The organism is Roseateles sp. (assembly GCF_052436255.1).
In the GTDB taxonomy this organism is placed as follows: domain Bacteria; phylum Pseudomonadota; class Gammaproteobacteria; order Burkholderiales; family Burkholderiaceae_C; genus Pelomonas.
On the sequence record NZ_JBQVNP010000137.1, the window covers coordinates 1 to 14,392 of the forward strand.

The 14,392-nt window shown below is 69.9% G+C and carries 15 protein-coding genes; 9 read left to right on the plus strand and 6 right to left on the minus strand.

Annotated features, from left to right (window positions below; all coding sequences use genetic code 11):
* The 4 genes from ACT6S0_RS22110 to ACT6S0_RS22125 form a co-directional block, all read left to right on the plus strand.
* Positions 1-501 (plus strand): KUP/HAK/KT family potassium transporter (locus ACT6S0_RS22110; RefSeq protein WP_444765927.1); only part of this gene is annotated, 501 nt, incomplete at its 5' end.
* Between the two features lie 82 nt (positions 502-583).
* Entirely contained in the window at positions 584-1,762 is a 1,179-nt protein-coding gene (locus tag ACT6S0_RS22115) for a benzoate/H(+) symporter BenE family transporter (protein WP_444765928.1), read from the plus strand.
* Between the two features lie 47 nt (positions 1,763-1,809).
* Entirely contained in the window at positions 1,810-2,757 is a 948-nt protein-coding gene (gene gshB / locus ACT6S0_RS22120; protein WP_444765929.1) for a glutathione synthase, read from the plus strand.
* Positions 2,754-4,457 (plus strand): DUF885 domain-containing protein, encoded by a 1,704-nt coding sequence (locus tag ACT6S0_RS22125; RefSeq protein ID WP_444765930.1) that lies wholly within the window; start codon positions 2,754-2,756, stop codon positions 4,455-4,457. The genes gshB and ACT6S0_RS22125 overlap by 4 nt, the downstream gene beginning before the upstream one ends.
* Positions 4,458-4,715: 258 nt before the next feature.
* Here ACT6S0_RS22125 and ACT6S0_RS22130 read toward each other — a convergent pair whose 3' ends face one another.
* The 4 genes from ACT6S0_RS22130 to ACT6S0_RS22145 form a co-directional block, all read right to left on the minus strand.
* Positions 4,716-4,979, minus strand: a complete 264-nt coding sequence (locus ACT6S0_RS22130; protein ID WP_444765931.1) for an ExbD/TolR family protein — start codon at positions 4,977-4,979, stop codon at positions 4,716-4,718.
* Positions 4,979-5,326, minus strand: coding sequence for an HVO_A0114 family putative DNA-binding protein (locus ACT6S0_RS22135; protein WP_444765932.1), 348 nt, complete (start codon positions 5,324-5,326; stop codon positions 4,979-4,981). The genes ACT6S0_RS22130 and ACT6S0_RS22135 overlap by 1 nt, the downstream gene beginning before the upstream one ends.
* Positions 5,307-5,603 (minus strand): toxin-antitoxin system TumE family protein, encoded by a 297-nt coding sequence (locus tag ACT6S0_RS22140; RefSeq protein WP_444765933.1) that lies wholly within the window; start codon positions 5,601-5,603, stop codon positions 5,307-5,309. Before ACT6S0_RS22140 ends, ACT6S0_RS22135 begins: the two co-directional genes overlap by 20 nt.
* Positions 5,604-5,665: 62 nt before the next feature.
* On the minus strand, positions 5,666-7,591 hold the full coding sequence (locus tag ACT6S0_RS22145; RefSeq protein WP_444765934.1) for a hypothetical protein: 1,926 nt from the start codon (positions 7,589-7,591) through the stop codon (positions 5,666-5,668).
* A 100-nt stretch (positions 7,592-7,691) separates the two neighbouring features.
* On the opposite strand from ACT6S0_RS22145, the gene ACT6S0_RS22150 reads away from it, so the two are divergent.
* Entirely contained in the window at positions 7,692-7,988 is a 297-nt protein-coding gene (locus ACT6S0_RS22150; RefSeq protein ID WP_444765935.1) for a hypothetical protein, read from the plus strand.
* Positions 7,989-7,997: 9 nt separating this feature from the next.
* Here ACT6S0_RS22150 and ACT6S0_RS22155 read toward each other — a convergent pair whose 3' ends face one another.
* A complete protein-coding gene (locus tag ACT6S0_RS22155) occupies positions 7,998-9,224 on the minus strand; it encodes a flavin-dependent oxidoreductase (RefSeq protein ID WP_444765936.1) in 1,227 nt (408 codons plus the stop codon).
* A gap of 55 nt (positions 9,225-9,279) precedes the next feature.
* Between ACT6S0_RS22155 and ACT6S0_RS22160 the strand changes: the two genes are divergently transcribed.
* Entirely contained in the window at positions 9,280-9,801 is a 522-nt protein-coding gene (locus tag ACT6S0_RS22160; RefSeq protein ID WP_444765937.1) for a MarR family winged helix-turn-helix transcriptional regulator, read from the plus strand.
* A complete protein-coding gene (locus ACT6S0_RS22165; protein WP_444765938.1) occupies positions 9,798-10,760 on the plus strand; it encodes a Bug family tripartite tricarboxylate transporter substrate binding protein in 963 nt (320 codons plus the stop codon). Before ACT6S0_RS22160 ends, ACT6S0_RS22165 begins: the two co-directional genes overlap by 4 nt.
* A gap of 8 nt (positions 10,761-10,768) precedes the next feature.
* Here ACT6S0_RS22165 and ACT6S0_RS22170 read toward each other — a convergent pair whose 3' ends face one another.
* Complete coding sequence (locus ACT6S0_RS22170; protein ID WP_444765939.1) at positions 10,769-11,536, minus strand: SDR family oxidoreductase; 768 nt, start codon at positions 11,534-11,536, stop codon at positions 10,769-10,771.
* 148 nt (positions 11,537-11,684) lie between these two features.
* Between ACT6S0_RS22170 and ACT6S0_RS22175 the strand changes: the two genes are divergently transcribed.
* Both ACT6S0_RS22175 and ACT6S0_RS22180 read left to right on the plus strand, forming a co-directional pair.
* Positions 11,685-14,111 (plus strand): tetratricopeptide repeat protein, encoded by a 2,427-nt coding sequence (locus ACT6S0_RS22175; protein WP_444765940.1) that lies wholly within the window; start codon positions 11,685-11,687, stop codon positions 14,109-14,111.
* The coding region (locus ACT6S0_RS22180) for a hypothetical protein (protein WP_444765941.1) at positions 14,108-14,392 on the plus strand (285 nt) is incomplete at its 3' end. The genes ACT6S0_RS22175 and ACT6S0_RS22180, both read left to right, overlap by 4 nt.

Below are 14,392 nucleotides of genomic sequence, written 5' to 3' on the forward strand. Positions count from 1 at the left end.
GAGCTGCCCGTCTTCCTGGAAGCCGTCTTCATCAACCCGCCGACCCGCGTCGCCGGCACGGCCGTCTTCCTGTCCTCCGAGAAGGGCAGCACGCCCAATGCGCTGCTGCACAACCTCAAGCACAACAAGGTGCTGCACGAACAGAACATCTTCGTCACCGTCAGGCACCACGAGGTGCCGTGGATCGGCTTCGACAAGCGCTGCGAGGTCGAGGCCCTGGGCCATCACTGCTGGCAGGTGGTGCTGCACTTCGGCTTCAAGAACGAGCCCGATGTACCCGAGGCGCTGGAGCTGCTGAAGAAGCGGGGCGTTCAGCTGGAGGAGATGGAGACCAGCTACTTCCTCAGCCGCGACATCATCATCCCGACCATCGGTTCGGGCATGGCCCTGTGGCGCGAGAAGCTGTTCGCCAGCATGCATCGCAACGCCGCGGCGGCGGCGGACTTCCTGCACCTGCCCGCCAACCGCATCGTAGAGCTGGGCTCCAAGGTGGAGCTCTAGTCAGCCCAGCAGCCGACGCTCGACGCACCCGCCGTACTGCACGGCACCTGCGGCGGCGCGGGGCTCAACCTATGCTGGCCACATGAAACGCTTGATGCAAGACTTTTCGCCGTCCACCGTCGTGGCGGGTTTCGTCGCGGTGCTCGTCGGCTACACCAGTTCGGTGGCCATCATCTTCCAGGCTACGGTCGCACTCGGCGCCACCGCTGCGCAAACGGCGTCCTGGCTCTGGGCCCTCGGCCTGGGCATGGGCCTGACCAGCCTGGCCCTGAGCCTGTGGACGCGCCAGCCGGTGCTGACGGCCTGGTCCACGCCGGGCGCGGCGCTGCTGGCCTCGACCTCGGGCCTGGACATGCCCGAGGCCATCGGCGCCTTCATCGTCTGCGGCCTGCTGATCACCTGGGCCGGCGCCAGCGGCTGGTTCGAGAAGCTGATGGACCGCATTCCCGTCGCCATCGCCTCCGCGCTGCTGGCGGGCGTGCTGGCGCGCTTTGGGCTGGACGCGGTCGCCAGCGCGAAGACGGCACCCGGCCTGGTACTCGCGATGGCGCTGGCCTACCTGCTCGGGCGGCGCCTGTGGCCGCGCTATGCCGTGCCCGGCGTGCTGCTGGCCGGCGTCGCCTACGTTCTGGGCGAGGGCCGGCTCAGCTTTGCCGGTGTCGACACGAGCCAGCTCTTCGCGCTGCCGGCCTGGACGGCGCCTGCCTTCACCTGGCATGCCGCCATCGGCGTGGCCCTGCCGCTCTTCATCGTCACGATGGCCTCGCAGAACCTGCCGGGCGTCGCGGCCCAGCGCGCCAGCGGCTATGCCACGCCGGTGTCCGCGTCCATCGCCGTGACGGGTGCCACCACGACGCTGCTTGCGCCCTTTGGTGGCTATGCCTTCAACCTCGCCGCCATCACCGCCGCCATCTGCATGGGCCGCGAGGCGCACGAGGACCCGGCGCGGCGCTACACGGCTGCCGTCGCCGCAGGCCTCTTCTACGTGCTGCTCGGCCTGGCCGGGGGCGCGGTCGCCATCTTGCTGTCGGCCTTCCCGCGCGAGCTGGTCGCGGGAATAGCCGGCCTGGCCCTGCTGGGCACCATTGCCGGCGCCATGGCTGCGGCGCTCAAGGACGAGAGCCATCGCGACGCGGCCATCCTGACCTTCCTGGTCTGCCTGTCGGGCATCACCGTCTTCGGCATCGGCGCGGCCTTCTGGGGCGTGCTGGCGGGTGGCATCGCGACGCTGGTTGCAGGCTGGCGACGCCAGGGGAATTGACGCTGTGCAACACTGGCCGGCGCCGATCTGAACCACAGGCCCGACCCATGAAACTGCTCTTCGTTGCCGACCCGCTCGCCACCTTCAAGACCTACAAGGACTCCACCTTCGCGATGATGCGCGAGGCCGCGAAGCGCGGCCACCGCATCCTTGCCTGTGAGGCCAGCCAACTCGTCTGGCTGCGCGGCGGTCGCGTCACCGCGCGCGCTGCCGTCGAGATCGCGCTGACCGGCGATGCCGATGATTGGTACACCGTCACGTCCACCGCCGACCTGGCGCTGGCAGACGTGGGCGCCGTGCTGATGCGCAAGGACCCGCCCTTCGACAGCGAGTTCTTCTACGCCACCCATCTGCTCAGCCAGGCCGAGCGCGAGGGCGCCCGCGTCTTCAACAAGCCCGCCTCGCTGCGCGAGCACCCCGAGAAGCTCGCAATCATGGAGTTCCCCGAGTTCATCTCGCCAACGCTGATCACGCGCGACGCCGCCGAGATCCGCGCCTTCCACGCCGAGCAGCGCGACATCATCCTCAAGCCGCTGGACGGCATGGGCGGCATGGGCATCTTCCGCGTCAAGGACGACGGCCTCAACCTCGGCAGCATCATCGAGACGCTGAACAAGGACGGCACGCAGACGGTGATGGTGCAGCGCTTCATCCCCGCCATCACCGAGGGCGACAAGCGCATCCTCATCATCGGCGGCAAGCCGGTGCCTCACTGCCTGGCGCGCATTCCGCAGGGCAACGAGGTGCGCGGCAACCTGGCGGCCGGCGGCAAGGGCGTGGCCCGCGAGCTGAGCGCGCGCGACCGCGAGATTGCGGAGCACCTGGGCCCCATCCTCGCCGCCCGCGGCCTGTTGCTGGTGGGCGTGGACGTCATCGGCGAGCATGTCACCGAGATCAACGTGACCAGCCCGACCTGCTTCCAGGAGATCACGGACCAGACGGGCTTCGATGTGGCCAAGATGTTTGTCGATGCACTGGAAGAGGCCATGGCATGAGGCGCCGCCACTTCGGCGCATCGAGCTTGGGCGCCTTGGGTCTTGCCGTGCTGGGCATGCCGGCAACGGCCGCCACCAGTGCCTTCGACATGCTGGCCGACGACTTCCTGGAGAAGCTCTGGCAGCTGGACCCGGATGCCGCCGTGGCGGCCGGCCGCTTCGAGTTCGCCGAGCGGCTGGTGCTGCCCGGCGCGGCCTATCGCGCCCGCAAGCGCGCCTTCCTGCAAGCCTGGCTGGCGCGTTTCGAGGGCGTCGCCGATGCCAGCCTGGGCACCAGCCAGCGCATGGACCGCGCCATGCTGCTTGGCAAGCTCAGGAGCGACCTGTGGCGCCTGGACGTGTTGCGCGAATGGGCCTGGAACCCGGCCGAGTACAACCCCGCCGGCCTCATCGACCTGCTGTTGAACACCGACTGGGCACCGCTGCAGCAGCGCGTCAAGGCCTTGCACCGGCGCGTCCAGCAACTGCCGCGTTTCTACGCCGAGGCCCGCGCCAGCCTCGCCCACGTCACGCGCGAACACACCGAGCTGGCGCTGCAGCAGGCGCCCGGCATGCTGTCGGTGCTGGACGATGTCGAGTCGCATGCCCAGCAGGTCGGCATGGGCCAGCTGATGGTGCCGGCGCTGCGCGCTGCGCGCCAGGCGGCGGCCGGCTGGCAGGCGCATCTGAACAAGTTGCTGCCCACCGCCAAGCGGCCCTGGCGCCTGGGCGCGGCGCTGTACGAGCCCAAGTTCGCGCATGACATCCAGTCCGCCCTCACGGCACGCGAGACCTACGAGCTGGCCCTGGTGCGCCGCGAGGAAGTGCTGGCCAGCATGCAGACGCAAGCGGCCGCGCTGTGGCCCACCGTTATCGGTGCAGAAGCCCCGCCCGCCGACCGCTTCGCGCTGATCGGCCGCGTCATCGCCCGCTTAAGCGATCGGCATGTGGCCCGCGAGCGCTTCGTCGACGAGATTCGCGCGCAGATTCCGCAGCTCGAAGCCTGGGTGCGCGAGAAGGACTTGGTCAGCCAGGACGCCAGCAAGCCGCTGGAAGTCCGCGAGGCGCCGCTCTACCAGCGCGGCGTGGCGGGTGCCAGCATCGAGGCCCCCGGCCCCTACCGGCCGCAGGACCGCACCTTCTACAACGTCACGCCGCTGGACGACCTCTCGCCCGCCGAAGCCGAGAGCACGCTGCGCGAATACAACCACTGGATCCTGCAGATCCTCAATATCCACGAGGCCATTCCGGGTCACTACACCCAGCTGCTGCACGCCAACCGTGCGCCGAGCAAGGTCAAGGCGCTGTTCGGCAGCGGTTCGATGATCGAGGGCTGGGCCGTCTACGGCGAGCGCGTGATGATCGAGAGCGGCTACGGCGCTTCGCCCGAGATGACGCTGATGTACGGCAAATGGCATCTGCGCTCGGTCACCAACACCGTGCTCGACTACAGCGTGCATGTGCTCGGCATGGGCGAGAAGGAGGCCCTGGACCTGCTGGTGCGCCAGGCCTTCCAGACCGAACGCGAGGCCAAGGAAAAGTGGCGGCGCGTGCAGCTGACGTCTGTGCAGCTGACCAGTTACTTCAGCGGCTACAGCGAGATCTTTGCGCTGCGGGAGCAGCTGAGGTCACGGCCGGGGTTCAGCTTGAAGGCCTTCCATGAGCAGTTCCTGGGCTACGGCAGTGCGCCGGTGAGGTTGATCGCGGCGGAATTCATGTGAGCCTCTCGCTCAGTCTTGCCCGCTGAACGCGGCAAGCCTGATCGGTCCCCCGAGGGGACGGCGATGCTCGCGGCATTGAGCCGCAAGCACATCGCCCGCCGGCCGGCTTGGGGCGGCCCGGCGCTCGGCCGGCGGCAGGCCTTTTCGCGCCCGAACATGATCTTCAGCCTGGCGGGTGTGCTCCGCATGAATGGCGGGCTACGCCTTCGGCTAGCCCGCCCTACCTGCTTGTGTCTGCTCTACGTTTGTATGCAGGCCTCACGGAACCGGGTCGAGGTCTGGAGGGTCTCCAGCGAATACACCGATCTTCGCCAGACCATGCTTCTGAACTAGGCGCATTGCTGGAGGGACTTGCTCGTAAGTCACTTTGGAGCTTCCGACCAAATGCAGTTCTACGTCGGGTTGAGCTGCCTTGAGAGCTTGCAAGGCATCATCTAGTTCCGGTAAGCCAATGGCCTTGCCTTGAAGCAGATATTGGCCGTCGTCGGTGACGAACAGATGCGCCTCTGATCCCCGCGCCACTACGCCGCCTCCAGCATGAACTCGACCTTCACGGCATCGAAGGGGAACTCGACGCCACCCGCTGCCGTCCGGCTGAGAACGCCGGCGTCCAACAGCGCCTTCACGTCCCCATGCACCGCCTTCACATCACGGCCCACGCGCCGTGCGGCCTCGCGGATGGACATGGAACCCGCGCCACACATGGCTTTGAGCAACTCCCAGCGCTTGGCCGTCAGCACTTGCCATAGCAACTCAGGCGTCGCAAAGCCAATGCGAGCTTCACGCTCAGCGCGGCCAGATTGCATGACGCGGGCTGCGTCGGCCAGCGTGTCGGACAGGGATCGAACCTCAAGAATGACCGTGCTCATGATTCCACCTCTGAATGTCAGCGTTGAAGTCGAGCATCAACTGTTCCGGCGTTGAGAAGACGTAGTCCAACTCCTGCGCCCCAAAGTGGCGGTGATCGCCCTTGCCGCGCTCGTGGTCATACCTCAGCACGCACTTGCCGCCGACAACATAGGCAAGCCTGTACTTGAAAAGATGCTCAGAAGGCGAAACAGGTTCAGGGACTCGCCAGACAGCAACCTCGGCGAATGCGTCGGCAGCAAGGACGACGCGACGGCGTACCAGCAGGATGGCCTTCATGTTGGACATTCTGACAACACAGGCGCGCTGTTGTCAAACGGTCCAACGCGGCGAACCCTCGCTCAGCAGACGAACCTGTCACGCACGCGCGGAGCCGATGCCTCGGCATCGTCCGCCACCCACACCGGCCCCGCCCCCTCATTGCGCCGCCACCGCCGCGGCACCCGGTCCAGCGCGATGAACCACGCCGTCAGCCCGCCATTGGCATCAATGCGAAAGCGCAAAAACCCCTTGTGATCCTGCCCGTCCAGCGCCGCATAGCCGTTGTTGGTCAAAAGGCCCAGCCGCGACATCAGCGCCAGGTAGCTGCCGAAGATCAACGCGCCCAGCAGCGTGCCGCCTGCAAAGACACCCAGCCCGACGAAGCCGGCGTGCAGCGTCAGGCCGCGCAGGCTGTCACGGTGGGGAATCCAGCCCCAGTCGCCCACCAGCTGATGCAGGCCGAAGGTCAGACTGAAGATCGCCGCGACATGCACGACGGCGTGCACAAAGCCAATGCCCCAGGTGGCGCCCCAGCGCCAGGTCTTGCCCGCGTCGGGCGGCAGCTCGTCCACGGCCTCGCGGCCCATGACCATGCAGCCGAAGGCCATGGCCGCGTTGATCAGCAGGCTCAGGGGACTGAACACCATGGCCTTGAGCCACAGCGCGGCGGCCAGGCCGAACTCGTGCAGGTCGAACTCCCACAGCGGCCGGAACAGGTCGGGCTCGAAGGAGCGTGAGAAGGGCGTGGAGTTCAGGTAGGCGTTGAAGCAATAGAGCAGGCCCAGCAACAGCGCGAAGCCGTAGTTGCCGCCCCAGCCGCTGGCATCGCGCCGGAACAGCGCCCACAGGTTGCCCTTGCTGCCGGCCTTGGACAGGGCGGCGCTCGGGTAGGCCGTGGCCTCCTGGCGCTCAAACTCGCCGCCCGGGTGGGCGTCCTCGGTCAGGCCGATGGCCAGCGCGGGGGGCACGCTGGGCGGCTCGGGCGGGATGCAGTCGCGCGTGTCGAACTCACGCAGCCGCACCGGCCGCGTGGTCGTGCGGGTGTGCGTCGGGTGGGTGAAGGCGCCGCCCGTGCCGCAGGTCACAAGCTTCCCCCAGTTCACCGACTCCCAGCGCATGTAGTGGTGCAGGTCGCCCGCCAGCCGCAGCTTGACGCGGCCGCGCAGCCGCCCCTCCAGGCTCTGGTAGCGCTTGGGGTGGCTCTCGTCGGCGCCGTCGCCGATGGGGCGGGTCCAGTAGGGCTCGGGGTAGATGAGCAGCACGCGGTCCTCGGGCTCGATGCGGTACTCGTGGCCGTCGTCGGTGACCAGGCCGCGCTCGCTCAGCAGCGCCTCGAACTGCTCGTACTGGTCGCGGTCGATGTCGTGGTCCAGCGCAAAGTCCAGCCCCAGCGCCCACCAGCCGCCGGGCAGCTTGATGCAGAAATAGGTCTGGCGCTGCGGGATCTTGGCGCCCAGCAGCGGCGCGGAGTCATTGCGGCGCGTGAAGTAGCGGCTGAAGGTGGAGGCCGAGTCCATCCAGTCGTGGTTCTGCGGAATCGCGGCCAGCGTCAGCCGCCGGCCACGCACGAACGTGGGCGCGGAGCTGTTGCGCACCGCCTCGAACATCTCGACGAAGCGGTAGCGGTAGTCGCGCGTGCTGGCCGCCGGGTAGGCCAGGTCGCCGCCGAACAGCAGCAGCGAAGCGCGCGGCAGTCGCTGCCCGTCCAGCTGCAACTCGTCGGCCAGCGCCGCGCTGGCAACGGCATAGCAGGCGTTGCCGCCGTCGCCCGTGTCGGCGATGAAGTCGAACCAGCAGTCCCCGGCGAACTCGCCTTCCGCCTCGGGCTGGCTGCGATCGATGACCTTCATCGGCTGCGGCTGGCTCTCGCGGCCGTCGCGGTTGCGCAGCTGGTCCAGCGACGACAACACCTGGCGCGCGGCCGTCCACAGCACGTCGGGCTGGTACCAGGCGACGGGATGGCGTTGGTGGGGCGGGACGGCGCGGCCGAGTTGGGGGCGTGACATGGGGCGGCATGATCGTCGCCTGGGCGGTGGCGTCAATATCCGGTGCGCGCCGGCGCCGCGCGCGCTACCCTTTGAGGGCCTTCACCAACGTCGATTCAGCATGACCCACCCTGACACCCCGAAAGACGGCGACTTTGCCGAGTTCCTTGAACGCAAGGTTTCCGAGGTCTTGCTGGCCGGCGCAGCCGCCGTGGCGCCGGCAGCGCCGGACGATGCTGCGCCGGGCGCCGCGCCGCAAACGCTTGACGACGTGCTCATCAACGGCGAAGAGCCGACGGCAGAGCTGCTGGAGCAGATCGACGCGCTGGAGCAGGCAGCGCCCCTGTCGGACGAAGAGCTGGCGCGGCAGGCCCTCGAACATCCGGGTGCGGACGGCGACCCCAGCACGCCGGAGTAGCGCGCTGGCTCAGCGCTGGCCCTGCATGCGGTGGCCGGCTGCCGCCTTGTAGCTGTTGATCTCGGCAGCCACCTCGGCGGGGTCGATGACGTCCTCCAGCCGGGCAAAGCCTGCCGGCGCCCGTGCCTCGACGTGGTCGAGGATGGCGTCCAGGCCTTCGCGGCGGTTCATCTCGACGATGCGGGCGCACAGCGGACGGCGCTCGTCCTCGTAGGCGGCCAGGGCCGTGTCGATGTCCGCATGCGCACGGAGCGCCTCGGCCAGCGCCTGCGCATCCATGATCGCCTGCGTCGCGCCGTTGGAGCCGATGGGATACATCGGGTGGGCCGCGTCGCCCAGCAGCGTCGAGCGGCCGAGCTGCCAGCGCGGCAGCGGGTCGCGGTCCACCATGGGCCACTCCAGCATCTGCTCGGCTCGCGTGATCAACCCGGGCACGTCCAGCCAGTCGAAACGCCAGCGGCCGAAGGTGGGCAGCAGGTCGTCGACGTCGCCGGCGCGGCTCCAGTCGGCGCGGTCGGGCGCGGTCAGGCCGGGCGTGGGTTCCTGCACGCGGCGGTCGGCAATCCAGTTGATCAGCTGCAGCCCGTCGGCCCGCGGCGCGCCAATCGGGTAGACGACGAACTTGGCCTGGCTGTGCCCGGCCTGCACCATGGTGCGGCCGTCCAGGAAGGGCGGTGCCCAGGTCGTGCCGCGCCACATCATGACGCCGCGCCAGCAGGGCGCGCCCTCGTCGGGCGCCAGGCGCTTGCGCAGTGCGGAATGGATGCCGTCGGCGCCGATGACGAGGTCGGCCGCCTGCTCGCGCGGGCCGTCCATCGTCGCGACCTCGGCAATGGCCTTGCCGCCCTCGTCGCGCACGCCGACAACGCGCTGGCCCGACAGCACCGTGAGCTTGGCCGAGGCTTGCGCCCACAGCAGCATCTGCAGCTGACCGCGGTGGATGCTGAACTGCGGGTGGCTGTAGCCGCCCTCCAGCCCGCGCGCATCGCGGTAGATGGCCTGGCCGTGCTTGTTGGCGAACACCAGCGCCGCGGTCTCGACAGCCATGGTGCGCAGTGCCGGCAACAGGCCCAGATCGTCGAGCACGCCGACGGCATGCGGCAGCAAGTTGATGCCGACGCCGAGCGGCTTGGGTTCGCGAACCGACTCCAGCACCGTGACCTGGTGGCCGCGCGCCTGCAGCGCCAGCGCCGCCGTCAGCCCGCCGATGCCGCCGCCTGCGATCAGGATCTTCATGCCCTTCAGGGTAAGCGAGATGGTTGCACTGTGCAACTAAAACTAACCTGTAGACGTGAAGACCGACAGCCCCGATCCCGAAGGCCTGATGCTGCCCGTACCCGGCGTGGACTACGGCCCGCTGGACGGTCTGCTGGGCTATGCGCTGCGCCGCGCGCAGAACGCGCTGTATCTGGACTTCTACCGTGCCACCGCCGAGTGGGACGTCAGCCCGCAGCGCTTTGCCGCCCTGGTGCTGATCGCGCGCAACCCGGGCTTGCGCCAGGGCTTGCTGGCCCAGGCCATGGGCCTGCACCGCAGCGGCGCGCTGCGCCTGACCGACTGGCTCACCGTGCAAGGCTGGGCCGAGCGCCGCGACGCGCCCGGCGATGCGCGCGCCTGGGGCCTGCACCTCACGGCCGCCGGCAAGAAGCGCCTCGCCAGGCTGGAGGCGGCGGTTGCCGAACACGACCGTGCCCTGTTGGCCGCCCTCGGCGAGCACGGTCCGGCGCTCAAGGCCGGCCTGGACCGCCTGGCCTGGGTGGCCACCGCGCAGAGCACCACACCGCAGAACAAACCAAGGAGACCCAAACCATGATGGACCGCCGCCTCGTTCTCGCCTCACTCGCCGCCTTGCCGCTCGCTGCGCGGGCACAGGGCCAGCCACCGCGCATCCTCGTCGGCTTCCCGGCCGGCGGTTCGGTCGACGCGACGGCGCGCCGCATCGCCGAGTTCAGCCGCGGCAAGCTGGCTGAGACCGTGCTGGTCGAGCAGAAGGTCGGTGCCGGCGGCCGCCTCGCCATTGCCGCGCTGAAGGACGCCGCGCCCGACGGCCAGTCGCTGCTGCTCAGCCCGTCGTCGATGTTCACCATCTACCCGCATGCCTACCGCAAGCTGGCCTACAACCCGGCCATCGATGTGATCCCGGTCGCGCCGCTGGCGCTGTCGACCTGCGGCTTCGGCGTCGGCCCCATGGTGCCGGCCACGGTGAAAACGCTGGCGCAGCTGGCCGACTGGCTGAAGGCCAACCCCGACAAGGCCGCCTACGCCTCGCCGGCGGCCGGCGCCATGCCCCATTTCCTGGGCAGCCAGTTCGAGCGCGCGGCCGGCCTGAAGCTGACGCACGCGCCCTACCGCGGCGCGGCGCCCGGCATGCAGGACCTGATGGGCGGCCAGATCGCCTCGGGCTGCTTCTCCATCGGCGACTTCCTGCCGCATCTCGCCTCGGGCCGCGTGCGCCTGCTGGGTGTGACGGACGGGCAGCGCTCGCGCTTCGCGCCCGACGTGCCCACCTTCGAGGAGCAGGGCTTCAAGGGCATCGTCGGTGTGGAGAGCTACGGCCTGTTCGTCCCCGCCAAGACGCCGCAGTCGATGGTCGACAAGCTCGCCGACATCGCTCGCGCCGCCGTGCGCGAGCCCACGGTCGTCGAGGCCCTCGCCAAGCTCGGTTTCGAGCCGCTGTCGCTATCGCCGGCCGACTACGCCAGGCGCCTGGCTTCCGAGCGCGACTACTGGGGGCCGGTCGTCAAGGCGTCGGGCTTCTCTTCGGACGACTGAGCGCTTCGCTAAGTCCGGTTCACCGACACGCCGCCATCCACCAGCATCGCGGCACCGGTCATGAAGGACGACTGGCCCGACGCCAGGAACAACGCCGCGCGGGCAATCTCCTCGGGCTGGGCAAGGCGCTTGAGCGCATGCAGTTGAGCCACGGCGGCCAGCGCCTCGGGCGTGCCGTTCATCTCGCGGCCCATGGGCGTGTCGGTGCCGCCGGGCAGAAGTGCATTGACGCGCAGGCCCTGCGGGCCGAACTCGGTGGCCAGCGCCTGCACCAGTCCCACCACGCCCGCCTTGCTGGCGGCATAGGCGGCCGCACCGGGGAAACCCACGGTGTGACCGACGAAGGTGCCGGTGAACACCAGGCTGCCGCTGCCGCGCGCCAGCAGCGCGGGCACCTGGTGCTTGGCGGCCAGGAAGGCGGCGGTGAGGTTGGTGCGCAGGGTGTCCTGCCAGCCGTCCAGCGTGATGGACGGCGTCGGGCCCATGGCGCCCAGGGTGCCGGCGTTGTTGAACGCGCCGTCCAGCCCGCCGAAGGTGGTGCGGGCCAGGTCGACCAGGCGGCGGTGGTGGGCTTCGTCGCCTACGTCGCCGGCCAATGTAGCGACGCGGCCGCCACGGTGGCGGATCGCCTGCGCCACCTCGTTCAGGCGGGCCTGGCCACGCGCTGTCAGTACCAGCGCGGCGCCCTCAGCCGCGAACAGCTGCGCTGCCGCGCGGCCGATGCCCGAGCTGGCACCGGTGATGAGGATGGTCTTGCCTTCGAGGGTGAGTGCCATGCGAACTCCGGGTTGGGTGTGGGGCCTGGACTGTCCGCAGCGCAGGCACCCGCGTCGCGCTGTTTTCGGACCTGCAGTTGGTGCTGCGCCCGAACCGGCGAGCAGCCCAACCGGGCTAGCATCGACTTCCTCTGAAGGAGCCCCCCGCATGCCTGTGCGCCCGTGGGCCGTTCGCTGGAACGGCCTTTGTCTTGCCCTGGGTCTGGCGCTGACCGGCCCAGTCGCCGCCGCTGCCGACACCACCCGGCTCCAGGCGCTGCTGACCGAGCAGCGCTATGGCGCCGTGCAAGACGAGCTGGATGCGCTGCTGCGCGTCAGGCGGCCTGCCGCCGCCGAGCGCGCCGTCATCTATCAGTGGCTGTTCGCCCGCGATGACGCTGCGGCCATCGACAGCCGCACGCGCGGCGTGCTGGCCGACCCGCGGGCCGACGCTGTCGACCTGCTGGCCGCGGGCCGCCTGGCGCTGGAGCGGCGTGATTTCGAGCGCGCCCGGCTTTGCTTCGAGCAGGCGCTGGCGCGGGCGACGCGGCGCATCGACCGCGCTCATGCGCTGCGCGGCCTGGGCCAGCGCCACTACCAGCTGCGCGATTTCGACGCCTCGCTGAGGCAGCTGGAGGCGGGGCTGGCGCAGGCCCGCACCGCCGATGGTTTGGCGGCGCTGGCCGATCCGCTGATCCGCCTGGGCCGCACCGAGGACGCCATCGCCGCCGCCGAGGGCGCCGTCGCGCTGAACCGCCACCACGAGGCCGCGCACTACCTGCTGGGCAACGGCTATGTGCGCGAGAACTACACCCAGCTCGCGGCCAGGCAGGGCGATGCCTTCGCGCCGCTGCTTGGCGATGTGAAGCGTGCCTCGGACGCCTTCGAGAAGGGTGACTTTGACGCCGCGCTCGCCCTCAGCCTGGCCGTGCTCGAACGCTGCCCGCAGCTCGGCCGCGCGCATGCCATCGCGGCCAAGGCGCTGGAGTCGCAGCGCTTTGCCATCGACGTCCACCGCGCCGCCTACGAGCGGCGCTTCAAGGCCGCGCGCATGCCGGTCGTGCCCGGCATCGAGCAATACGTGCTGAATTGGCGAGACCTGTCACCGCGCCACCAGAAGCGCGTCGCGCTGTCCGTCGCGCCCTGGAAAGCCTTCATCCCCGTCCTCGTCGAAGGCGGCGCGACGCACTTCATCAAGCCGATGTGGATGCGCCTGTCCGAGACGCCGCAGGCCCATGCGCTGAAGGACGCGCGCATCGACTACGACTCGCGCCTGTGGGACGACGTGCGCGGCATGGGCGGCCACTTCACCGTCACCGGCATCGAGGATGTCGAGCGCAATATCTTCGACCGCTACAACACCGTGCTGCACGAGCTGACCCACCAGGTGCACGGCGTGCTCACGGCCGACCAGGCGCGCGCGATCGAGGCGCTGTATCAGCAGGCCAAGATCCGTGACGCCAGCACGCGCCAAGGTTTTCTCTCGCGCTATGCAGGCGGTTCGGTGTGGGAGTACTTCGCCGAGGGCGCCAATGCCGAGGCCTCGCCGAGACGCGACGCCCATGACGGCCGCGAGATCGTGCGCGAACGCCTCATCGCGATGGACCCGGCGCTGCGCACGCTCGTGAAGCGGCTGTTCGCCCAGCGCGACACGCGCGCCAGCCGCCCCATCGCCCTCGTCAATGCCGGCAGCCAAAAGCTGGAGGACGGCAGCTTGAGTGAGGCCAAGCCGCTGTTCGAGCGCGCCTTGCAGCTCGCGCCCACCGACGAGCGTGCGCTGGCGGCGCAGCTGAACGTGCAGGCCATCGAGGGCCAGGGCGCCGCGCTGGGCGAGCTGGCCGCGCGGGCGCTCGCCGCCCACCCGCGCAGCGGCGTGCTGCGCGTCGGCGTGGCCGATGCCTTCTGGCATGCCGGCAGGCCGCTGGCCGCCGAGGTGCTGCCTGGCCTGGCGCGCGATGTGGCGGCATTGAAGGGCGAAGACCGCTTCCGCGTCGACCTGGCGTTGGCCGACCACCACCGCCGCCTCGGCGATGTGCCGCGCGCTTTGGCCGCCTACGACGCCGTGCTGGCCTACCAGGGCGACCAGCCCGAAGCGCTGTGGGGTCGCGCGGCCACGCTGGCGCTGGACGGCCGCTGGGACGAGGCCTTCGCACAGTACGAGGCCGTGTTGCGCCTGCGCACCGGCCTCGTGCCGCTGCGCCGCGACTATGCGCTGGACCTGCTGCGCGCCGGGCGCATTGACGCGGCGCGCGCGCAGGTCAAGGCGGCGCTGCTGCTTGACCCGCGCGACCCCGACACGCTGGCCTTGAAGGCCTGGCTCGCGCTGGCCGCCGGTGACGCCGATGCCGCGCGCCGCGATGCCGCCGAGGCGCTGGCGCTGGGCCCCTGGAGCGACCTCGCCGTCATCGTGCAGGCCGCCGCGCTGCAGTCGCTGGGTCAGCCCGATGCAGCCCAGGCGGCCCTCGCCCCGCTGAGGCAACGCATCGCCAGCGCCGCGCCGCCCCGGTACGTCTACCGGCCCGACAAGTCGGGTTGGTTCTCGGTGCACCAGCTGCCGGCGCATGAGCAGCGTGTCATGGAGATGCTCGTCAAGTGAGATCGTTCAAGCGGCTGGAGGCCGCCCATCTCAATGGCATCAGCGTCGCCCTCGGGGTGGCGGCCACGCATCTCGTCGTCGGTTCGCTGTTCGGCCAGAGCGCCGGCCTGGCCGCCGTGGGCGGGGCCGTCTGCGCCAGCCTGACCGACCTGCCCAACCCGCCGCAGCGCGTGTTGCCGCGCGTGCTGCCGGCCGCCGCGGCGGCGGCCGTCGTGACGCTGCTGGTGGGCGTGACCGACCATTCGCTGGTGCTGACCGTGGCGCTGATCGCCGTCGTCGCC

Excerpts from the sequence above, each read along its gene's own strand:
- ACT6S0_RS22140 (WP_444765933.1), bottom strand. The coding sequence starts at position 5,603 with ATGAAGGCCATCCTGCTGGTACGCCGTCGCGTCGTCCTTGCTGCCGAC.
- ACT6S0_RS22145 (WP_444765934.1), bottom strand. The coding sequence starts at position 7,591 with ATGTCACGCCCCCAACTCGGCCGCGCCGTCCCGCCCCACCAACGCCAT.
- ACT6S0_RS22165 (WP_444765938.1), top strand. The coding sequence starts at position 9,798 with ATGATGGACCGCCGCCTCGTTCTCGCCTCACTCGCCGCCTTGCCGCTC.
- ACT6S0_RS22135 (WP_444765932.1), bottom strand. The coding sequence starts at position 5,326 with ATGAGCACGGTCATTCTTGAGGTTCGATCCCTGTCCGACACGCTGGCC.
- ACT6S0_RS22125 (WP_444765930.1), top strand. The coding sequence starts at position 2,754 with ATGAGGCGCCGCCACTTCGGCGCATCGAGCTTGGGCGCCTTGGGTCTT.
- ACT6S0_RS22175 (WP_444765940.1), top strand. The coding sequence starts at position 11,685 with ATGCCTGTGCGCCCGTGGGCCGTTCGCTGGAACGGCCTTTGTCTTGCC.
- gshB (WP_444765929.1), top strand. The coding sequence starts at position 1,810 with ATGAAACTGCTCTTCGTTGCCGACCCGCTCGCCACCTTCAAGACCTAC.
- ACT6S0_RS22155 (WP_444765936.1), bottom strand. The coding sequence starts at position 9,224 with ATGAAGATCCTGATCGCAGGCGGCGGCATCGGCGGGCTGACGGCGGCG.
- ACT6S0_RS22150 (WP_444765935.1), top strand. The coding sequence starts at position 7,692 with ATGACCCACCCTGACACCCCGAAAGACGGCGACTTTGCCGAGTTCCTT.
- ACT6S0_RS22170 (WP_444765939.1), bottom strand. The coding sequence starts at position 11,536 with ATGGCACTCACCCTCGAAGGCAAGACCATCCTCATCACCGGTGCCAGC.
- ACT6S0_RS22115 (WP_444765928.1), top strand. The coding sequence starts at position 584 with ATGAAACGCTTGATGCAAGACTTTTCGCCGTCCACCGTCGTGGCGGGT.